At 50.7% G+C, this 13,783-nt stretch carries 10 protein-coding genes and 1 pseudogene; 8 read left to right on the top strand and 3 right to left on the bottom strand.

Annotation, left to right across the window (positions count from 1 at the left end):
* Positions 1-5: 5 nt before the first annotated feature.
* Positions 6-2,261, bottom strand: coding sequence for a TonB-dependent receptor domain-containing protein (locus QWU00_RS11280; RefSeq protein ID WP_035380556.1), 2,256 nt, complete (start codon positions 2,259-2,261; stop codon positions 6-8).
* Positions 2,262-3,038: 777 nt separating this feature from the next.
* On the opposite strand from QWU00_RS11280, the gene QWU00_RS11275 reads away from it, so the two are divergent.
* Genes QWU00_RS11275 through QWU00_RS11265 form a run of 3 tightly spaced genes read left to right on the top strand, consistent with a single transcriptional unit; the run spans position 3,039 to position 5,158 of the window.
* Entirely contained in the window at positions 3,039-3,212 is a 174-nt protein-coding gene (locus tag QWU00_RS11275; RefSeq protein ID WP_156105417.1) for a hypothetical protein, read from the top strand.
* Between the two features lie 12 nt (positions 3,213-3,224).
* A complete protein-coding gene (eutB, locus tag QWU00_RS11270; protein WP_035380562.1) occupies positions 3,225-4,193 on the top strand; it encodes a hydroxyectoine utilization dehydratase EutB in 969 nt (322 codons plus the stop codon).
* Between the two features lie 2 nt (positions 4,194-4,195).
* Entirely contained in the window at positions 4,196-5,158 is a 963-nt protein-coding gene (locus tag QWU00_RS11265; RefSeq protein ID WP_035380564.1) for a cyclodeaminase, read from the top strand.
* A gap of 176 nt (positions 5,159-5,334) precedes the next feature.
* Here the strand turns inward: QWU00_RS11265 and QWU00_RS11260 are convergent, their stop codons facing one another.
* Positions 5,335-5,814 (bottom strand): Lrp/AsnC family transcriptional regulator, encoded by a 480-nt coding sequence (locus tag QWU00_RS11260; RefSeq protein ID WP_006558068.1) that lies wholly within the window; start codon positions 5,812-5,814, stop codon positions 5,335-5,337.
* Between the two features lie 238 nt (positions 5,815-6,052).
* On the opposite strand from QWU00_RS11260, the gene QWU00_RS11255 reads away from it, so the two are divergent.
* The 4 genes and pseudogenes from QWU00_RS11255 (at position 6,053) to QWU00_RS11240 (ending at position 10,605) form a co-directional block, all read left to right on the top strand.
* Positions 6,053-7,228, top strand: coding sequence for a cystathionine gamma-synthase family protein (locus QWU00_RS11255; protein ID WP_035380567.1), 1,176 nt, complete (start codon positions 6,053-6,055; stop codon positions 7,226-7,228).
* A gap of 323 nt (positions 7,229-7,551) precedes the next feature.
* Positions 7,552-8,162 (top strand): annotated as a pseudogene (locus QWU00_RS11250) (transposase); the annotation flags it as partial.
* 504 nt (positions 8,163-8,666) lie between these two features.
* Positions 8,667-9,608 (top strand): TonB-dependent receptor plug domain-containing protein, encoded by a 942-nt coding sequence (locus QWU00_RS11245; RefSeq protein ID WP_262411453.1) that lies wholly within the window; start codon positions 8,667-8,669, stop codon positions 9,606-9,608.
* Positions 9,583-10,605 (top strand): IS110 family RNA-guided transposase, encoded by a 1,023-nt coding sequence (locus tag QWU00_RS11240; protein WP_035380744.1) that lies wholly within the window; start codon positions 9,583-9,585, stop codon positions 10,603-10,605. Before QWU00_RS11245 ends, QWU00_RS11240 begins: the two co-directional genes overlap by 26 nt.
* A 543-nt stretch (positions 10,606-11,148) precedes the next feature.
* Here the strand turns inward: QWU00_RS11240 and QWU00_RS11235 are convergent.
* Complete coding sequence (locus QWU00_RS11235) at positions 11,149-12,189, bottom strand: IS110 family RNA-guided transposase (RefSeq protein ID WP_012813095.1); 1,041 nt, start codon at positions 12,187-12,189, stop codon at positions 11,149-11,151.
* Positions 12,190-12,207: 18 nt separating this feature from the next.
* Here QWU00_RS11235 and QWU00_RS11230 point away from each other — a divergent pair, with 18 nt between their 5' ends.
* Entirely contained in the window at positions 12,208-13,782 is a 1,575-nt protein-coding gene (locus QWU00_RS11230) for a TonB-dependent receptor (RefSeq protein WP_081938992.1), read from the top strand.
* Position 13,783 lies beyond the last annotated feature (1 nt).

Below are 13,783 nucleotides of genomic sequence, written 5' to 3'. Positions count from 1 at the left end.
GTTCGTCAGAATCTGGCACGCACTGTCCCGAAATACTGTCTGGGCGCACCAATCATGAAGCTCTGATAATCTCCCATAAAGGGGTTTCCATTCTCTCCCATCGTACTGATGTAAGAGGAATTGAAAAGGTTGTAGACGTTGAATTCAAACGTCATGTTTTTCAGGAACCCTTTTGTTCCCAACTGATACTTTGCCCCAAGATTGGCAAGCCAGTAGCCCGGAACGGATGTATCATTCATATAGCTCAGATACCGTTTACCAATATAATTGACATCAAAATGGGCCGACATTCGTTTATAGGTATAATCCACACCCGCTTTGTACATGAAATCCGGGTAGTTCACGACCTTCTTTCCCGCCTGATGATACGCCACACCCGCCGATGTTATATCCGATCCGTAACGAGAATCGTTATAGGAAATACTGTTATATATGGAAAGGTTCTTTATTGGCCTGATTGTAAAAGCGGCATCGACGCCGTTCATCGTAACGGATCCAACATTCACAACGGTAGAAACCGGATCAACAATGGATGCGGAGGCCATGGATTGAAGACGATTGAAAAAATTAACCCGATAGAGATTAAGCGACGCCGAAATCAGATTGGAATTATAACGATAGCCTAATTCATAGGCCCAGTCTGATTCGGGTTTGATGGTTTTCTGCAATTCATGGAACGTTGCCTGATTGGTTACACCCCAGGCCTGGCCCATCTGATAACCACCCTGAGCATAAGCGCGCTTGTTCTGGGAGATATCAAAATAGAGTTCGTGCCCCGGCAGGAAACGCCAGTTGGCGCTGATGTGCGGAAGAAAAGCGGCGGCTGTGGTCAAGGAACCAGAAGGAAGCTCAGACTGCCCTGTATAAGCCACATCATTCGCTGTTGCACCACCATGAGTTGTAACCAGCATGGAGCGGAAGCCAGCGTGTACGCTTAGGTTTTTGAGAATACGGTAGGTATCCTGAAGATGATATTCAAACGTGTTTGTGTTGTACGTTGTGCCCCACAATTGCCCAATCGGATTTCTGAAACTGCTCATGGAAAGCGGATTCAATGGCTTTCCTTCGCCAAGGAGCGGCATCTGATACGCAAAATAATCCATCATATAACGGTTATTTTCATACCATACGCCACTGTTAATCGTGTTGTGAGCGATCTGATATGTTACGCCCGTCGTAAAGCCATACCGGGCAATGGATCCTTGATGTTCCTGATAACGCAGGGGGGCACCATTTGGTGAGGACGCAAATGGACTGGCGTAGCCGCCCCATCCAAGATTTGAGTGACCATACGCAACACTATCCCACGTCAGGTTGTCGGCAAGTGTAATATGCGCTTTTAGCCCACCCAGATAATCCCGAGCGATTGCACTTGAATCATAGAACATGGCATCCAGCGGATCATTGCTTTTATCCTGCCCGTTTGTGAAAATGCCCTGCGCAGCAAGATAAGCCCCTTTATAATTTGGATAAAAATTATCCAGACGTGGCCCCAATGTGTGCAGATAATTAAGAGAAAGGTCCTGATAGCTGAGATATTGCTGGTCGTCCCAGTCAAAAAATGCCGAGATTTCACTGTTCTCACCAATGGGCTGAACCAATTTGGCATTCACTTTCTGATCGAACAGCGGGCCGGAACCTTTCCATTTTTCACTATTGCTACGCGCATAGGAAACGAAGAACCGTGTACCGGACGCGTTGAGATCGCCGGAATTGAGACGCACGAATGTTCTAAAAGCACTATTGCTTCCAAACGTCTGGCTAATATCAATCTGCCGCTTCCGTGTCGGGTCCATGGAAACAAAGCTAATCGCACCGCCGAGATTATTGGTGCTGGGGGTATCAACCGCCCCTGCCCCCTGCGAGACATCCATCCGGCTGATGTTATCAGGTGAGATCGCCTGATTGATGCCCAGACCATTGTAGTTTCTGTAAGTCAGCTCGCCAAGTGGAATACCATCAAGGGTAAAGCCAAGCTGGTCCTGAAAGAAACCGCGAACGTAGAGCTGCGTTGCCCAGCTATCCTGCCCCATAGGGTCGGCTGCTGTTAAGAGCACACCCGGCTGTTGCGCAATCACCTTGAGAGGATTGGTGCCAGGAACAAATTTCTCTATGTCACGCGCCGTCATGATTTCATTGGAGCCATGGGAGGCACGGCGCGTGACGACATTTACGGACTCTTCTCCAGAAGAGATTGCTGCGCGCGCTCGGCCCTTTGCTCTCGTAATCTTTTTGACGCCAGCCTGTTTGGGCAACGCCACATGGCCCTTCGCTTTCTGATGCGACTCAGCTGCGAGACTTTCAGAGCCCCCGACCGACACAAATAGCGTCGAGCATAAAAGCAATGGGCACAAAGTGCTTTGTTTCATCCGTACGTTCCTCATCAAAGGCCAAGGGCCACTGGTCCATGCGTCTCGTCAGGAAACAGTCGGCAACGAAAATCCAGATTGCGTATGGGGCGTATCTCACAGCGATGGCATGGCTGGAGAAAGCATTCCGAGAAGATCTGGGGATCGCGCCTTTTCCAGTTTCATATCGAAACCAGAATAACAAAGCGTGGGAGACTCTTTGCATCATATCGATGCAAATATGAGAGGATAATATGCGCTATAAGCGTATTTCTCACATATTTTCGTAGTGAAGCATGCGCCTCTGTTTTAGTCTCCTTGGCAACGTTGCGCCCTCGCGTTGAAAGATACTGGTTGCAGTCCTTAGCCCCATCCTCTTTCAGAACAGTATCCCGACCAGCGTTTTGAGTGATCTCCCTGTTTTTTAACGTAAGGATTTTTTGCATTCCCAAAAAACGGTAATTGAGAAAAATTGTTTTATTATCATCAGAATCTCATTCATATAAGAATGCGGTATCGCAGAGAATATCCCTCAGAGGCATAACGTTACTAAAAAATAACAAAAAGAAGAGCCATTCCGATGTCTCTTTTGGCGATGAAATTCTGCATTAATTTTCATATATGCGTAGAAATCCATATCGTCAACGTATCAAAATGCGGGAAAACAGTTCAGCATCATGATACAGTGCTATGGAAACGATTCGTCAGGCACATGAGCAGGAAACAGATGAAACTTCAAAAAAAGGGGGCTTTGCCCATTATTGCAAGGCTTTACAGAACAAAACCCGATTTCCTGTTTTCTTTACAAACAGATTACAAGAGGTCACCTCTAAAACAAAGCGACGTAACGACGTATTTTTCTGAACAACTTTCATCATGACACTGCCTGTACTAAGTGACGTCATAGCCGCCGCAGGGCGGCTACGGGAACGAATTATTCGGACACCGTTGATCTCGTCGGCATCATTATCTACGACTCAAGCCTCATCTATTTTTTTGAAACTGGAAACTCGTCAAACCACCGGAAGTTTCAAATTACGCGGTGTCAGCAACACGCTTCTTCTCTCTGGCCAGACGGCAAAAGGATTTGTTGCTGCCTCAACCGGCAACCATGCCCGCGCACTGGCATATGCGGCACAGCAGATGGGAAAACCGTGTGTTGTCTGCATGTCGAAACTTGTTCCTGAAAATAAAATCAGCGCTGTAAGGGCGCTTGGTGCAGACATAAAAATCGTTGGGTCCTCGCAGGATGATGCGCAGCAAGAGGTTGATCGGCTTGTTCTCTCTGAAGGATTTCTTCCGGTTCCGCCATTTGATGATAAGCGTGTGATTGCCGGACAGGGTACAATCGCACTGGAAATTCTGGAAGATAGACCCGAGGTTGATACCCTTCTTGTTCCTCTCTCTGGGGGTGGGCTTGCCGGGGGTGTGGCCATGGCGGCCAAATCAGTCAAACCTTCCATTCGGGTTATTGGGGTCAGCATGGAAAAGGGCGCTGCCATGGCGGCCAGTCTTCAGGCTGGCAAGCCTGTTGTGGTAACGGAAGAGCCGACACTGGCAGATTCTCTTGGCGGTGGCATCGGCATTCCCAACCACTACACGTTTAATCTGTGCCAGACATATCTTGATGACATTATCCTTCTGACGGAAGAAGAGATTAGTGCTGGCATTAGTCATGCCTACTGGCAGGAACAGAAAATTGTTGAAGGAGCCGGAGCTGTTGGAATTGCAGCTTTACTGGCAGGAAAAGTGCGTCCATCTGGCACGGTAGCTGTTGTTGTTTCTGGAAGAAACATCGACATGGCTTTGCATCAGAAGCTCGTCTCAGAGTACCAGAAGATATAAGCATGCAAATTCTGACCGAACCTCAACTGCGTTCACTGATAAAGCTGGATGTAACGCTGATTGATTCCGTAGCCGATGGGTTCAAAGCGTTGACCGATGGCAATGTTGTGATGCCTGATATCCTGCGGCTTGATATTCCCGATCGTGGGGAAGTGGATGTCAAAACAGCCTATGTCAAAGGGGTTCAAAGCTTTGCTGTCAAAATAAGCTCTGGTTTTTTTGGAAATAGCGCTTTGGGGCTACCAAGCCTAAGCGGCATGATGGTTCTTCTGGATGCAGAAACAGGCCTGACAAAAGTTCTTTTGCTCGATAATGGCTATCTGACGGATATACGGACTGCAGCAGCCGGTGGTGTCGCAGCGCGCGCGCTATCACGCCCGAATTCCCATATTGCTGCTATGTATGGTGCAGGCTTACAGGCACGCCTGCAACTGGAAGCCCTGACGCTGGTACGCCCCATCACCGAGGCACGGATTTGGGCACGCCGCCCGGAGCAGGCGCAAGCAACTGCTGAATGGTGTGAAAAAGAATATGGTCTGCCCGTTCAGGCTTATGCCAACCCAGCAGAAGCTGCCAAAGGGGCCGATATACTCGTCACGACAACACCATCAGCTAGCCCCATTCTGCTACAGGATTGGCTGGAGCCTGGTCAGCACGTTACCGCCATGGGATCAGATGCCGAATTCAAGAATGAATTAGACCCGGCCATTATTTCTCACGCATCCCTTTATGTGGCTGATAGTCTCCCTCAAACCACTCGTCTTGGGGAGCTTCACCATGCATTGGAAAGCGGCCTAACCATTGATCCTTCCCGCTCCACAGAACTGGGAGCCGTTTTGAACGGAAACCACTCTGGCCGACGCGCATCGGATGAGATTACTGTAGCCGATCTGACTGGAACAGGCGTTCAGGACACTGTTATTGCTACAATGGCTTATGACCTATGGAAAAAGACAACTTTATGAAATGCGGGGAAAATAATCCACAAAACGGTCTTTTTAAAAAAGAAGTAGAAAAAGCCTCTATGTTATGGCAGGAAAATCCCTCCATCAGGATCTGATATAACTTTCAAACACTCTTCGCATGCACAAGCAAGAATACGGCATGATACCGAGTGTTCTGTCAGTCCCTGATAACGGTACTAATCCTCATCAGGAACTTCTACAGGGACCGAAAAACCTGCTTTGACCCTATCCATGACCACCAGCGTCTTGAAACCTCGGATATCTGGGTTTTCATAGAAGAAGTTTCTGGTGAAGACTTCATAATCCTCCATGCTGCGGGCTGTAACATACAGAACGAAATCTGTTTCACCTGTCACATAAAAGCTATTGACAATTTCAGGCGTAATACGCAGTGCTCTTTTGAAACGATCAATAATATCAGACCGTTCACGTTCAAGGGTGACCAGAACAATCATCTGAATCGGGCGTCCTACTGCCCGCGCGGAAATGATCGAGACATCCCCTTCAATCACACCAATATCACGAAGCCGTTTCAAACGCCTTTGGCAGGCCGTGGCAGACAAGCCAACCTGATCTCCGATAACCTGAGATGTCAGACGGTTATTTTTCTGAACGATCTCAAGAATACTCGCATCAATGCGGTCATAAAGCTTCATAAGCCGGAAATCCTCATCGAATACATCATTACGAACGATATCATATCATAATCGGAAGATTACGCAGTAAATATGTTTATGGATAGCCCTATACTCTGATGATCGAGACGTTCTCCACTTTTTGTTACAAGAAGGAAACATAATAATGAAATGGTTCCGGACTGCGTGGCAGCCAGAAAATGGATGAAATCAGAACGTCCGCCGCTTCAATGAAATCTCTTCTGTTCAGGTATACGCTATGAAAAACGTGGGTGTTGGCACAGAATCCGTTTGGGCCGGAGAAAGTGACGTTTTTTCCGAAGGGGCCATATGTGTGCCGGTCTATAATTCCGTTGCATTCGGCTATGACGATATGGAGGAATGGTTTGCCGTCGCCACGGGGGCAAAACCCGGCCATATCTATTCAAGAAACACAAACCCGACGGTACGTGTTCTTGAAGAAAAAATAAAAATCATGGACGGTGGAGAAGAAGCAACCAGCTTTTCCACGGGCATGGCGGCCATAAGCAATACGTTGCTAGCTCTTTTGGGCCCGGGCGACCGTGTTGTGACAATCAAGGATACATATGGTGGCACAAACAAGATTTTTATCGAGTTTCTGCCAAACATAAATGTTGATGTCTGCCTGTGTGATACCGAAGATTATGATCTTATTGAACGTGAGATCGCAAAAGGCTGTAAGGTCGTTTATCTGGAATCACCGACCAACCCGACACTGAAAGTTCTGGATATTGAGCGCCTTGCCAAATGCGCCCATGCCCATGGTGCGATTGTAATTGTGGATAATACATTCGCCACCCCGATCAACCAGACTCCCCTTTCTCTGGGAGCCGATATTGTGGTTTACAGCGCCACAAAATATCTGAACGGCCATTCTGATGTAATGGGCGGGTTGGCCGTCGGCCGGAAAGATCTGATCGATACGATTTTTCATTATCGTGAGATTACGGGTGCAACGCTGCATCCACAGTCGGCCTATATGATTTTACGAGGAATGAAGACTCTGGAACTGAGGATGCAACGCCATAATGAAAATGGTATGAAAGTTGCAGAATTTCTTTCTCACCATCCCAAAATCGACAAGGTCTTTTATCCGGGCCTAGCGACACATCCGGGGCATGATGTTGCCAAAAAGCAGATGAAGGCTTTTGGTGGAATGCTCAGCTTTTCTGTCAAAGGCGATTTTGACAAGGTTGTCGTTTTGCTGGAAAGCCTGCGCTATGCTCACAAGGCGGCCAGCCTTGGTTCTGTCGGCACATTGGTTGGCCCCCCAAAAACTACCAGCCATGTGGAACTCAGCGCGGAAGAACGTCAGGCTGCCGGCATTCCTGAAAGCCTGATCCGATACTCGGCTGGTGTGGAAGACATCTGTGATCTGATTGAAGATCTATCGAGCGCGTTAGACAAACTCTGATATAAAATCATTAAATAGTAGAAAATTGTCTTCACTGTGATTACCCAGTCTTCAACATAAGAGTGGGTAATTGTGAACAAACAAATCTGACTGTGCTCTCTCTCCTGATTTTCATTAAGGAGTAGGCTCTTCCGCAAAGTGTATAGTTTTTTTGCATTGTAAGAGTGAAAGCACACGCAGCTTTAGGAGTTCGAAGCCGACTCTGCCAAACATCGTGCGCTTGATGATTTTCAATCGACTGATCTGGAGTGTTCTCAAAACCCATGGTTTTGCATTCATATCTATGATTCCATACCTCTTATAGTGATATAGGAGGATGAATCATAAAGCCGCCGGGTTTCTTTGATGTTGAAGAGCACTTTGTCCGGTTGAGCAGGCTGGGGGTTCAGCTTGAAGCATTTTCCCGAACTGTGGACTTTGAGGCATCCCGCCCTGATCTGGACAAGATTCTGGCGTATGCGGACGGCAGCAAACGCGGCCGTCCGCCCTTTGATATGGTTCTGATGTTCAAGATCCTGGTGATCCAGACGCTGAACAACCTGCCCGACGAACGGACGGCATACCTCATAAACGACCTACTCTCCTTTATGCGTTTCCTTAGTCTGGGCTATTGCACCGCGTGCCTGATGCCCAAACGGTTTGGCTGTTTCGCGAACGACTGACACAGACTGGTGTAAGTGACGTACTGTTTAATCGCTTTGATGCCTCCCTACGTAACGCCAGTTATTACTGATGTCAGGTCAGATCTTGGACGCAACGCTGGTGGCTGCTCCAAAATAGCGCAATATAAACGAGGAGAAGGCGGGTCTCTGAGCGGACCGTATCATCAGGCTTGCAAGGACAACCCCGCAAAGCGGTCCCTCAAGGACCGCCAGCGCGCTAGAGGCTGAAATTTATCAAGGCGAAACGGCAGGATGATGGAACGATTCCGTCAAAGAAAAACTAAGAACTGGCTCCTCCCTCACGGCTACGCAACTTATCTCCATTATAATCAGTACTCACTGACAACATCTCGAACCGGAAAAATTCATCATTAATTTAATCCTTGAAACTCAGGGCTAAGCACCTACGCCTCACCTCCTGTTACTCTGGCCGAGTGAGCCTTCGTGCAGTCTAGTATCACCTTGGACCATAGTATCAGCACTCTTCCGTTTGTGGATCAGGCTGAATTTTCGGTCGATAGAAGCACCATTCCTTATTCCTTACAACGAGGCCTGAAGACGCACGCCATCATTACGGCCTGTCAAGAAAGTGTGTCGCCCCGTCAAGACTGCGCATCACGATATTTGGTAGAGAAAAAATGTAACACATTCGTATCGAACTGAGGGGGCACATCTTCCCGCTCTTACGAGGAGACGACCATATTATGCTATCCGGGTACCGCCCCCCTCTTGTCATTGCCATTTCAATTCTCAGCTTCAGTGTGAACGCAGCAGCAATGCCGCATCACCCCACAAACCGTCTGCCTACAACGGATAAATCAAGGCGCGTTCCGACTGCATCCGGCCGGAAAACCGCCGTTATCAAGTCTTCAAGCGAAGCCATTTCCGTCACGGGTGCTCATCGATCACATGGTGTGCAGGAAGTGGTGGGTTCGGCAGCTATTCGCGCTGAAACACCTGGAACCAGTGTTCTCAAAGTGCTGGGAAAGCTGCCAGGCATCATGCTCCAATCTGCTGACGCACAGGGTGTAGACATCTGGTCGCAGATGTTTTTCATGCATGGTTTCCTGCAGAATCAGGTCGGCATGACCCTTGATGGCATCCCACTTGGGGATCAGCAGTACCATTCCTTCAACGGCCTCAATATCATTAATGCCATCGCTTCCGAGAATATCGGGCATATGGTGATTTCCCAAGGTGCAGGCGCAGAAGCTATTGCCAGCACCTCCAACCTTGGTGGATCGATCGAATATTTCTCCAGCGACCCGAAGCATAAAGCTGGCGGCCAAGTCGCCCAAACCTTCGGGTCCAGCATGAACATGCACACCTTCATTCGTTTCGATACCGGAGACCTCAACAAGACCGGTACGCGGATGTATGCCTCCTACATGCGCAACAACCTTAATAAATGGAAAGGTGGCGGCAATCAGTTCATGCAGCAGGTCAATGCCAAGATCGTGCAGCCCATCGGAGAAGACAGCCATATCTCCGCTATCTTCGACTGGGGCGACCTTGATCAGTATCAATATCAGGATCTGTCGTTTGACATGCTGAACAACTATGGCTCCAGTCTGGACAATTTCATCGGCACTCCCAAAGCCTATGAGATGGGGTGGTTGCCGTCCTCCCCGCACGGCATCGCAATGTGCCAGAATGGTCGTTGGAATAAACGACTGCGCGAAAGGACGGCAGATGAAGGATACAGTGATAGGCGTTGATCTGGCAAAGAACATTTTCCAGGTTCATGGAGCTTCGCGTGCGGGCGAGGTGATGTTTCGCAAAAAGCTGCGTCGTCAGCAGTTTATGCAGTTCATGGCCACGCAGCCGCCTGCTCTGGTCGTTCTTGAAGCGTGCGGGAGCGCGCATTACTGGGCTCGCGAACTGGCAGGAGCTGGTCACGAGGTCAGACTGATCGCTCCGCAGTATGTGAAGCCTTTCGTGAAGCGCCAGAAGAACGATGCTGCTGATGCGGAAGCGATCGTCATTGCGGCCCGTCAGCCGGAAATGCGCTTTGTCGAACCACGCACTGAAGCGCAGCAGGCGCGTGGCGTTCTTTTCCGGGCCCGGCAGCGTCTGGTGCACCAGCGCACGGAACTGGTGAATGCCCTGCGTGCCGTTCTGTATGAATTCGGTCTCGTCGTGCCACAGGGGATTGCGCATATCAGACACATTGAAGCCATGCTGGATGAGGCGGTTCTGCCAGAGGCTGTGAAGCAGGAATGCCTTGATCTGCTGCGACAGATTTCGGAGCAGAGTGTGCGGATTGATGTCAGAACAAAGAAGATCAGGATGCTTGCCCAGGAAAGTGAAAACACCTGCAGATTGCAGAGCATGCCTGGAGTGGGTCCTCTGACCGCTCTTGCGATTGAAGCTTTTGCGCCTGACCTGCAGAGCTTCCGGCGCGGGCGCGACTTTGCTGCGTGGCTGGGGCTGGTGCCCCGTCAGTTCTCATCTGGCGGAAAGGAAAGGCTGGGGAAGATATCAAAAGCCGGGCAGGCTGATATCCGCAGGCTTCTCATCATGGGCGCCATGACCCAGGTGAACTGGGCCACCCGTAAGGCCCCTGCACCGGGAAGCTGGCTGGCACGGATGCTGGCCCGCAAGCCCCGTATGCTGGTAGCCATTGCGCTGGCCAACAGGATGGCACGAGCCATCTGGGCCATGGCAACAAAACAGGAGGATTATCGGGATCCGGCCCTGTCCGTGGCAGCCTGAGCGATGGCTCGGCTCCCGCGGATGGAACCGGTAGGGGTGTGAGAGGGCGATGACCTGAATGGGCGCATGATCGTCTGATCCGGATCGGAAAAACCAGTGGATTTCTCTGTGCTTTAAAGCACGCCTGTGAGATTTGGATCTGATCCGCTGATCACCATACTGGCCAGTGGCTTCTGAAAGGCCACATCAACAGGCCTTACAGAAGACCGCACACGATCACACGTCAATATGGGTCAGAAAACTCTTGCATAACGGACGGCAACCATATGTGGACGGCTCCCCCTTGCAAGGGGCTAGGCAAGAAAATGATCGGATCTTTGCTTCCATATGTCCGGCCTGTTGATGCGGCCATAGGGTCGCTGGCCAAGATGGCTTCCGCAGCGTGAGCCCCAAACACAGAAGCGGTCTTTGATGACCACTGGTTGCCACGGGTTTTCTCACGCCATGGATCGATCGATCACACCATCTGCTCTATTACTTGCAAGCCACGACCTCAGCTCGGCACGAGAGCGTCAAATGTCAGCGCATCGTGCCAGGCTAAGCTCAAACAGCAGCTGCGCCGGGTTGCTGCAGAAGGCGCTTATAGTGTTCGCCGCTGACCATCAGTTTCCAGGCAATCCGCGCAATCTTATTGGCAAGGGCCACCGCTGCGAGTTTCGGTTTTTTGCGCTCCAGCAATTCACGTAACCAAGATGAGGCATTCTTCCCATTGGTCCGCCGGGCATGCGACACGACTGCGGTCGCGCCAACCACCAGCGTGCTTCGCAAGACCTCATCGCCAGCGCGTGTGATTCTGCCAAGCCTTGTTTTTCCACCGGTTGAGTGATCCCTGGGCGTCAATCCGATCCAGGCCGCAAAGGCTCGACCCGATTTGAACAGATGCGGATCAGGCGTTTTCATCATCAGCAGCGCTGCGCCGATCGGGCCAACGCCCGGAATTTTCGCAAGACGCTGACTGCATTCGTTGGCGCGGTGCCATGCCATCACCTTGCCCTCAAGCTGTTCGATTTCACCTTGCAATTCAGCATATTCCTTTGCGTGAAGGGCAAACAACTCGCGCGTCAATGTGGGCAGGCTTTCGTCCGCAGCGATCCGATCAAGGAGTGCCTCAATCCGGCACATGCCTTTGGGCGCCGTGATCCCAAACTCGGCAGCATATCCCCGGATCGTATTGGCGAGCTGTGTGCGGTTCCGGATAAGTCGTGCCCGCATTCCAATCAGCATCAACGCTGCCTGCTCTTCCTCGCTCTTGAGCGGGACGAACCGCATTGTAGGCCGACTCATCGCTTCACAGAGGGCTTCCGCGTCGGCGGCATCGTTTTTCCCGCGCTTGACATAAGGCTTCACGAGCTGCGGCGCGATCAGCTTCACTGTGTGTCCCAGACACGAGAGCACCCGCCCCCAGTAATGGGAGGCGCCACAGGCCTCAATCGCGATTTCAATCGGGGGCAGTTTCTCAAAAAACTTTACCATCTCCCGGCGGGATAGCTTCCTGCGCAAAACAGGCTGCTCCTTCGCGTTTACACCGTGCAATTGGAAAACACTTTTTGACGTGTCCATGCCAATACGGATAATTTGTTCCATGGGTGGCCTCCTCTGTGAATTCTGCAACGACTTCACCTTGGCACATCGCGATGCCGTTGGGAGCCGTCCACCCCATCACAGAAGAAAGCCTATAAGCTGGCACTTGCCGCCAACAACAAGCCAGGAGGAGCCCTTCCTGCTGGCTACAGCAAGCTCTCGGACCCGTATGATGCCTCATATTATGATGGCGGGACGGTCGAACGTGACTATCTTGGCGGCCTGAACATGGACTTCGCCCTGACATCACGCCTACGCTGGAAATCGACCGTTTATGCGCAGGGGCAGTATGGACGCGGCACATGGGCCAGCCCCTATCCGTGGTATTCGGATGGCTTAATGCCGAATGGATCTCCGCTTTTCGACCAGATCACCCTCGAACATGCCCAGCGCGGAGGCTTCACCTCAGCCCTACATTACCAGATCGCCAATAATGATCTGAGCGCTGGTATCTGGTACGAACATTATCATGTGAATGTAGGCCGCAACGCCTACGAGGAACCAGTTCTTGGCGAAGGCAACCCGATCAACTCGATGGGATCCTTACCTGACCCAACGGCCCATTTGTGGGGCGACAGCTTCTCGTCCAATAGCTTCACGGCATTCGTTCAGGACACCTATCGCGTCCTGCCGAATGTAAGCCTGCATTTTGGCTTCAAATCTCTCTGGCAATCCGTAACTGGCGATCAAACCACCAACATTCCAGCCTATACTGGCACGGATGCCCTTGCCAGCGGCACGGTAACAACTGCCCGCGCGTTCCTCCCGCATATTAGTGGAGACTGGCATTTTCTCAAAAACCACGAACTATTCTTCGATGTTGCCGAGAACGTAAAATCCTACCCGATCGCAGGCTACAAAGGTGGCGCCTCGCCGTTCGCAATGACTCAGAGTGCTTACGACCAGACCATGGGGGCCGGAAAGATGAAGCCGGAAACCAATTGGAACTTCGCTGTAGGTTATCGCTACGTGGACCATCTGCTGAACGCCAGCCTCTACGCTTACCATACGAATTTCCATAACCGCCTGCAGCAGATAACCAGCGGCCCGATCACCAACCCCTATTCCGCAGTCATGAATGTGGGCGGTGTCACGATGAACGGCGTGGATGCCGCTCTGGTTATCACTCCTGTAACAGGACTGTCTCTGTCCAACTCCATCAGTTGGAATCATGCAACCTACGACCAGAACGTAACCAGTGGCGGCACAACTTATGCCATTGCCGGACAACAGATCGTCAATTATCCGCGCTTCATGTATAAGGCGAGCCTGTCTTACAGTTGGCGTGACCTTAGCGCTCATATCGACACAATCTATATGGGAAAGCGCAATTATACCTATACTGGTGATCTGAGCATTCCATCCTACTGGCTGACCAGTGCTGGCGCACAATATCATCTGCGCAATCTGGGCCAGTATAATCGGCACCTCGGCTTCCTGCAGGACCTGACCTTCAGTTTCAATGTCTATAACCTGACCAATACAACCTATATTGCCACCGCCGGCGAGAACGGAAACTCCATGTCCGGAGACAACCAGTCTTTCCTTATCGGGGCACCGCGGCAGTATTTCGGCTCCATCGCAGCAGCGTTCTGAG

It is taken from the genome of Acetobacter tropicalis (genome assembly GCF_030644465.1).
GTDB lineage: Bacteria > Pseudomonadota > Alphaproteobacteria > Acetobacterales > Acetobacteraceae > Acetobacter > Acetobacter tropicalis.
This window is presented reverse-complemented; position numbering and strand designations above follow the sequence as displayed.

Bases quoted from the DNA above. Each gene is read 5' to 3' on its own strand.
- QWU00_RS11255 (WP_035380567.1), top strand. From the start codon at position 6,053: ATGAAAAACGTGGGTGTTGGCACAGAATCCGTTTGGGCCGGAGAAAGT.
- QWU00_RS11275 (WP_156105417.1), top strand. From the start codon at position 3,039: ATGGAAACGATTCGTCAGGCACATGAGCAGGAAACAGATGAAACTTCA.
- QWU00_RS11260 (WP_006558068.1), bottom strand. From the start codon at position 5,814: ATGAAGCTTTATGACCGCATTGATGCGAGTATTCTTGAGATCGTTCAG.
- QWU00_RS11245 (WP_262411453.1), top strand. From the start codon at position 8,667: ATGCCGCATCACCCCACAAACCGTCTGCCTACAACGGATAAATCAAGG.
- eutB (WP_035380562.1), top strand. From the start codon at position 3,225: ATGACACTGCCTGTACTAAGTGACGTCATAGCCGCCGCAGGGCGGCTA.
- QWU00_RS11235 (WP_012813095.1), bottom strand. From the start codon at position 12,189: ATGGAACAAATTATCCGTATTGGCATGGACACGTCAAAAAGTGTTTTC.
- QWU00_RS11265 (WP_035380564.1), top strand. From the start codon at position 4,196: ATGCAAATTCTGACCGAACCTCAACTGCGTTCACTGATAAAGCTGGAT.
- QWU00_RS11240 (WP_035380744.1), top strand. From the start codon at position 9,583: ATGAAGGATACAGTGATAGGCGTTGATCTGGCAAAGAACATTTTCCAG.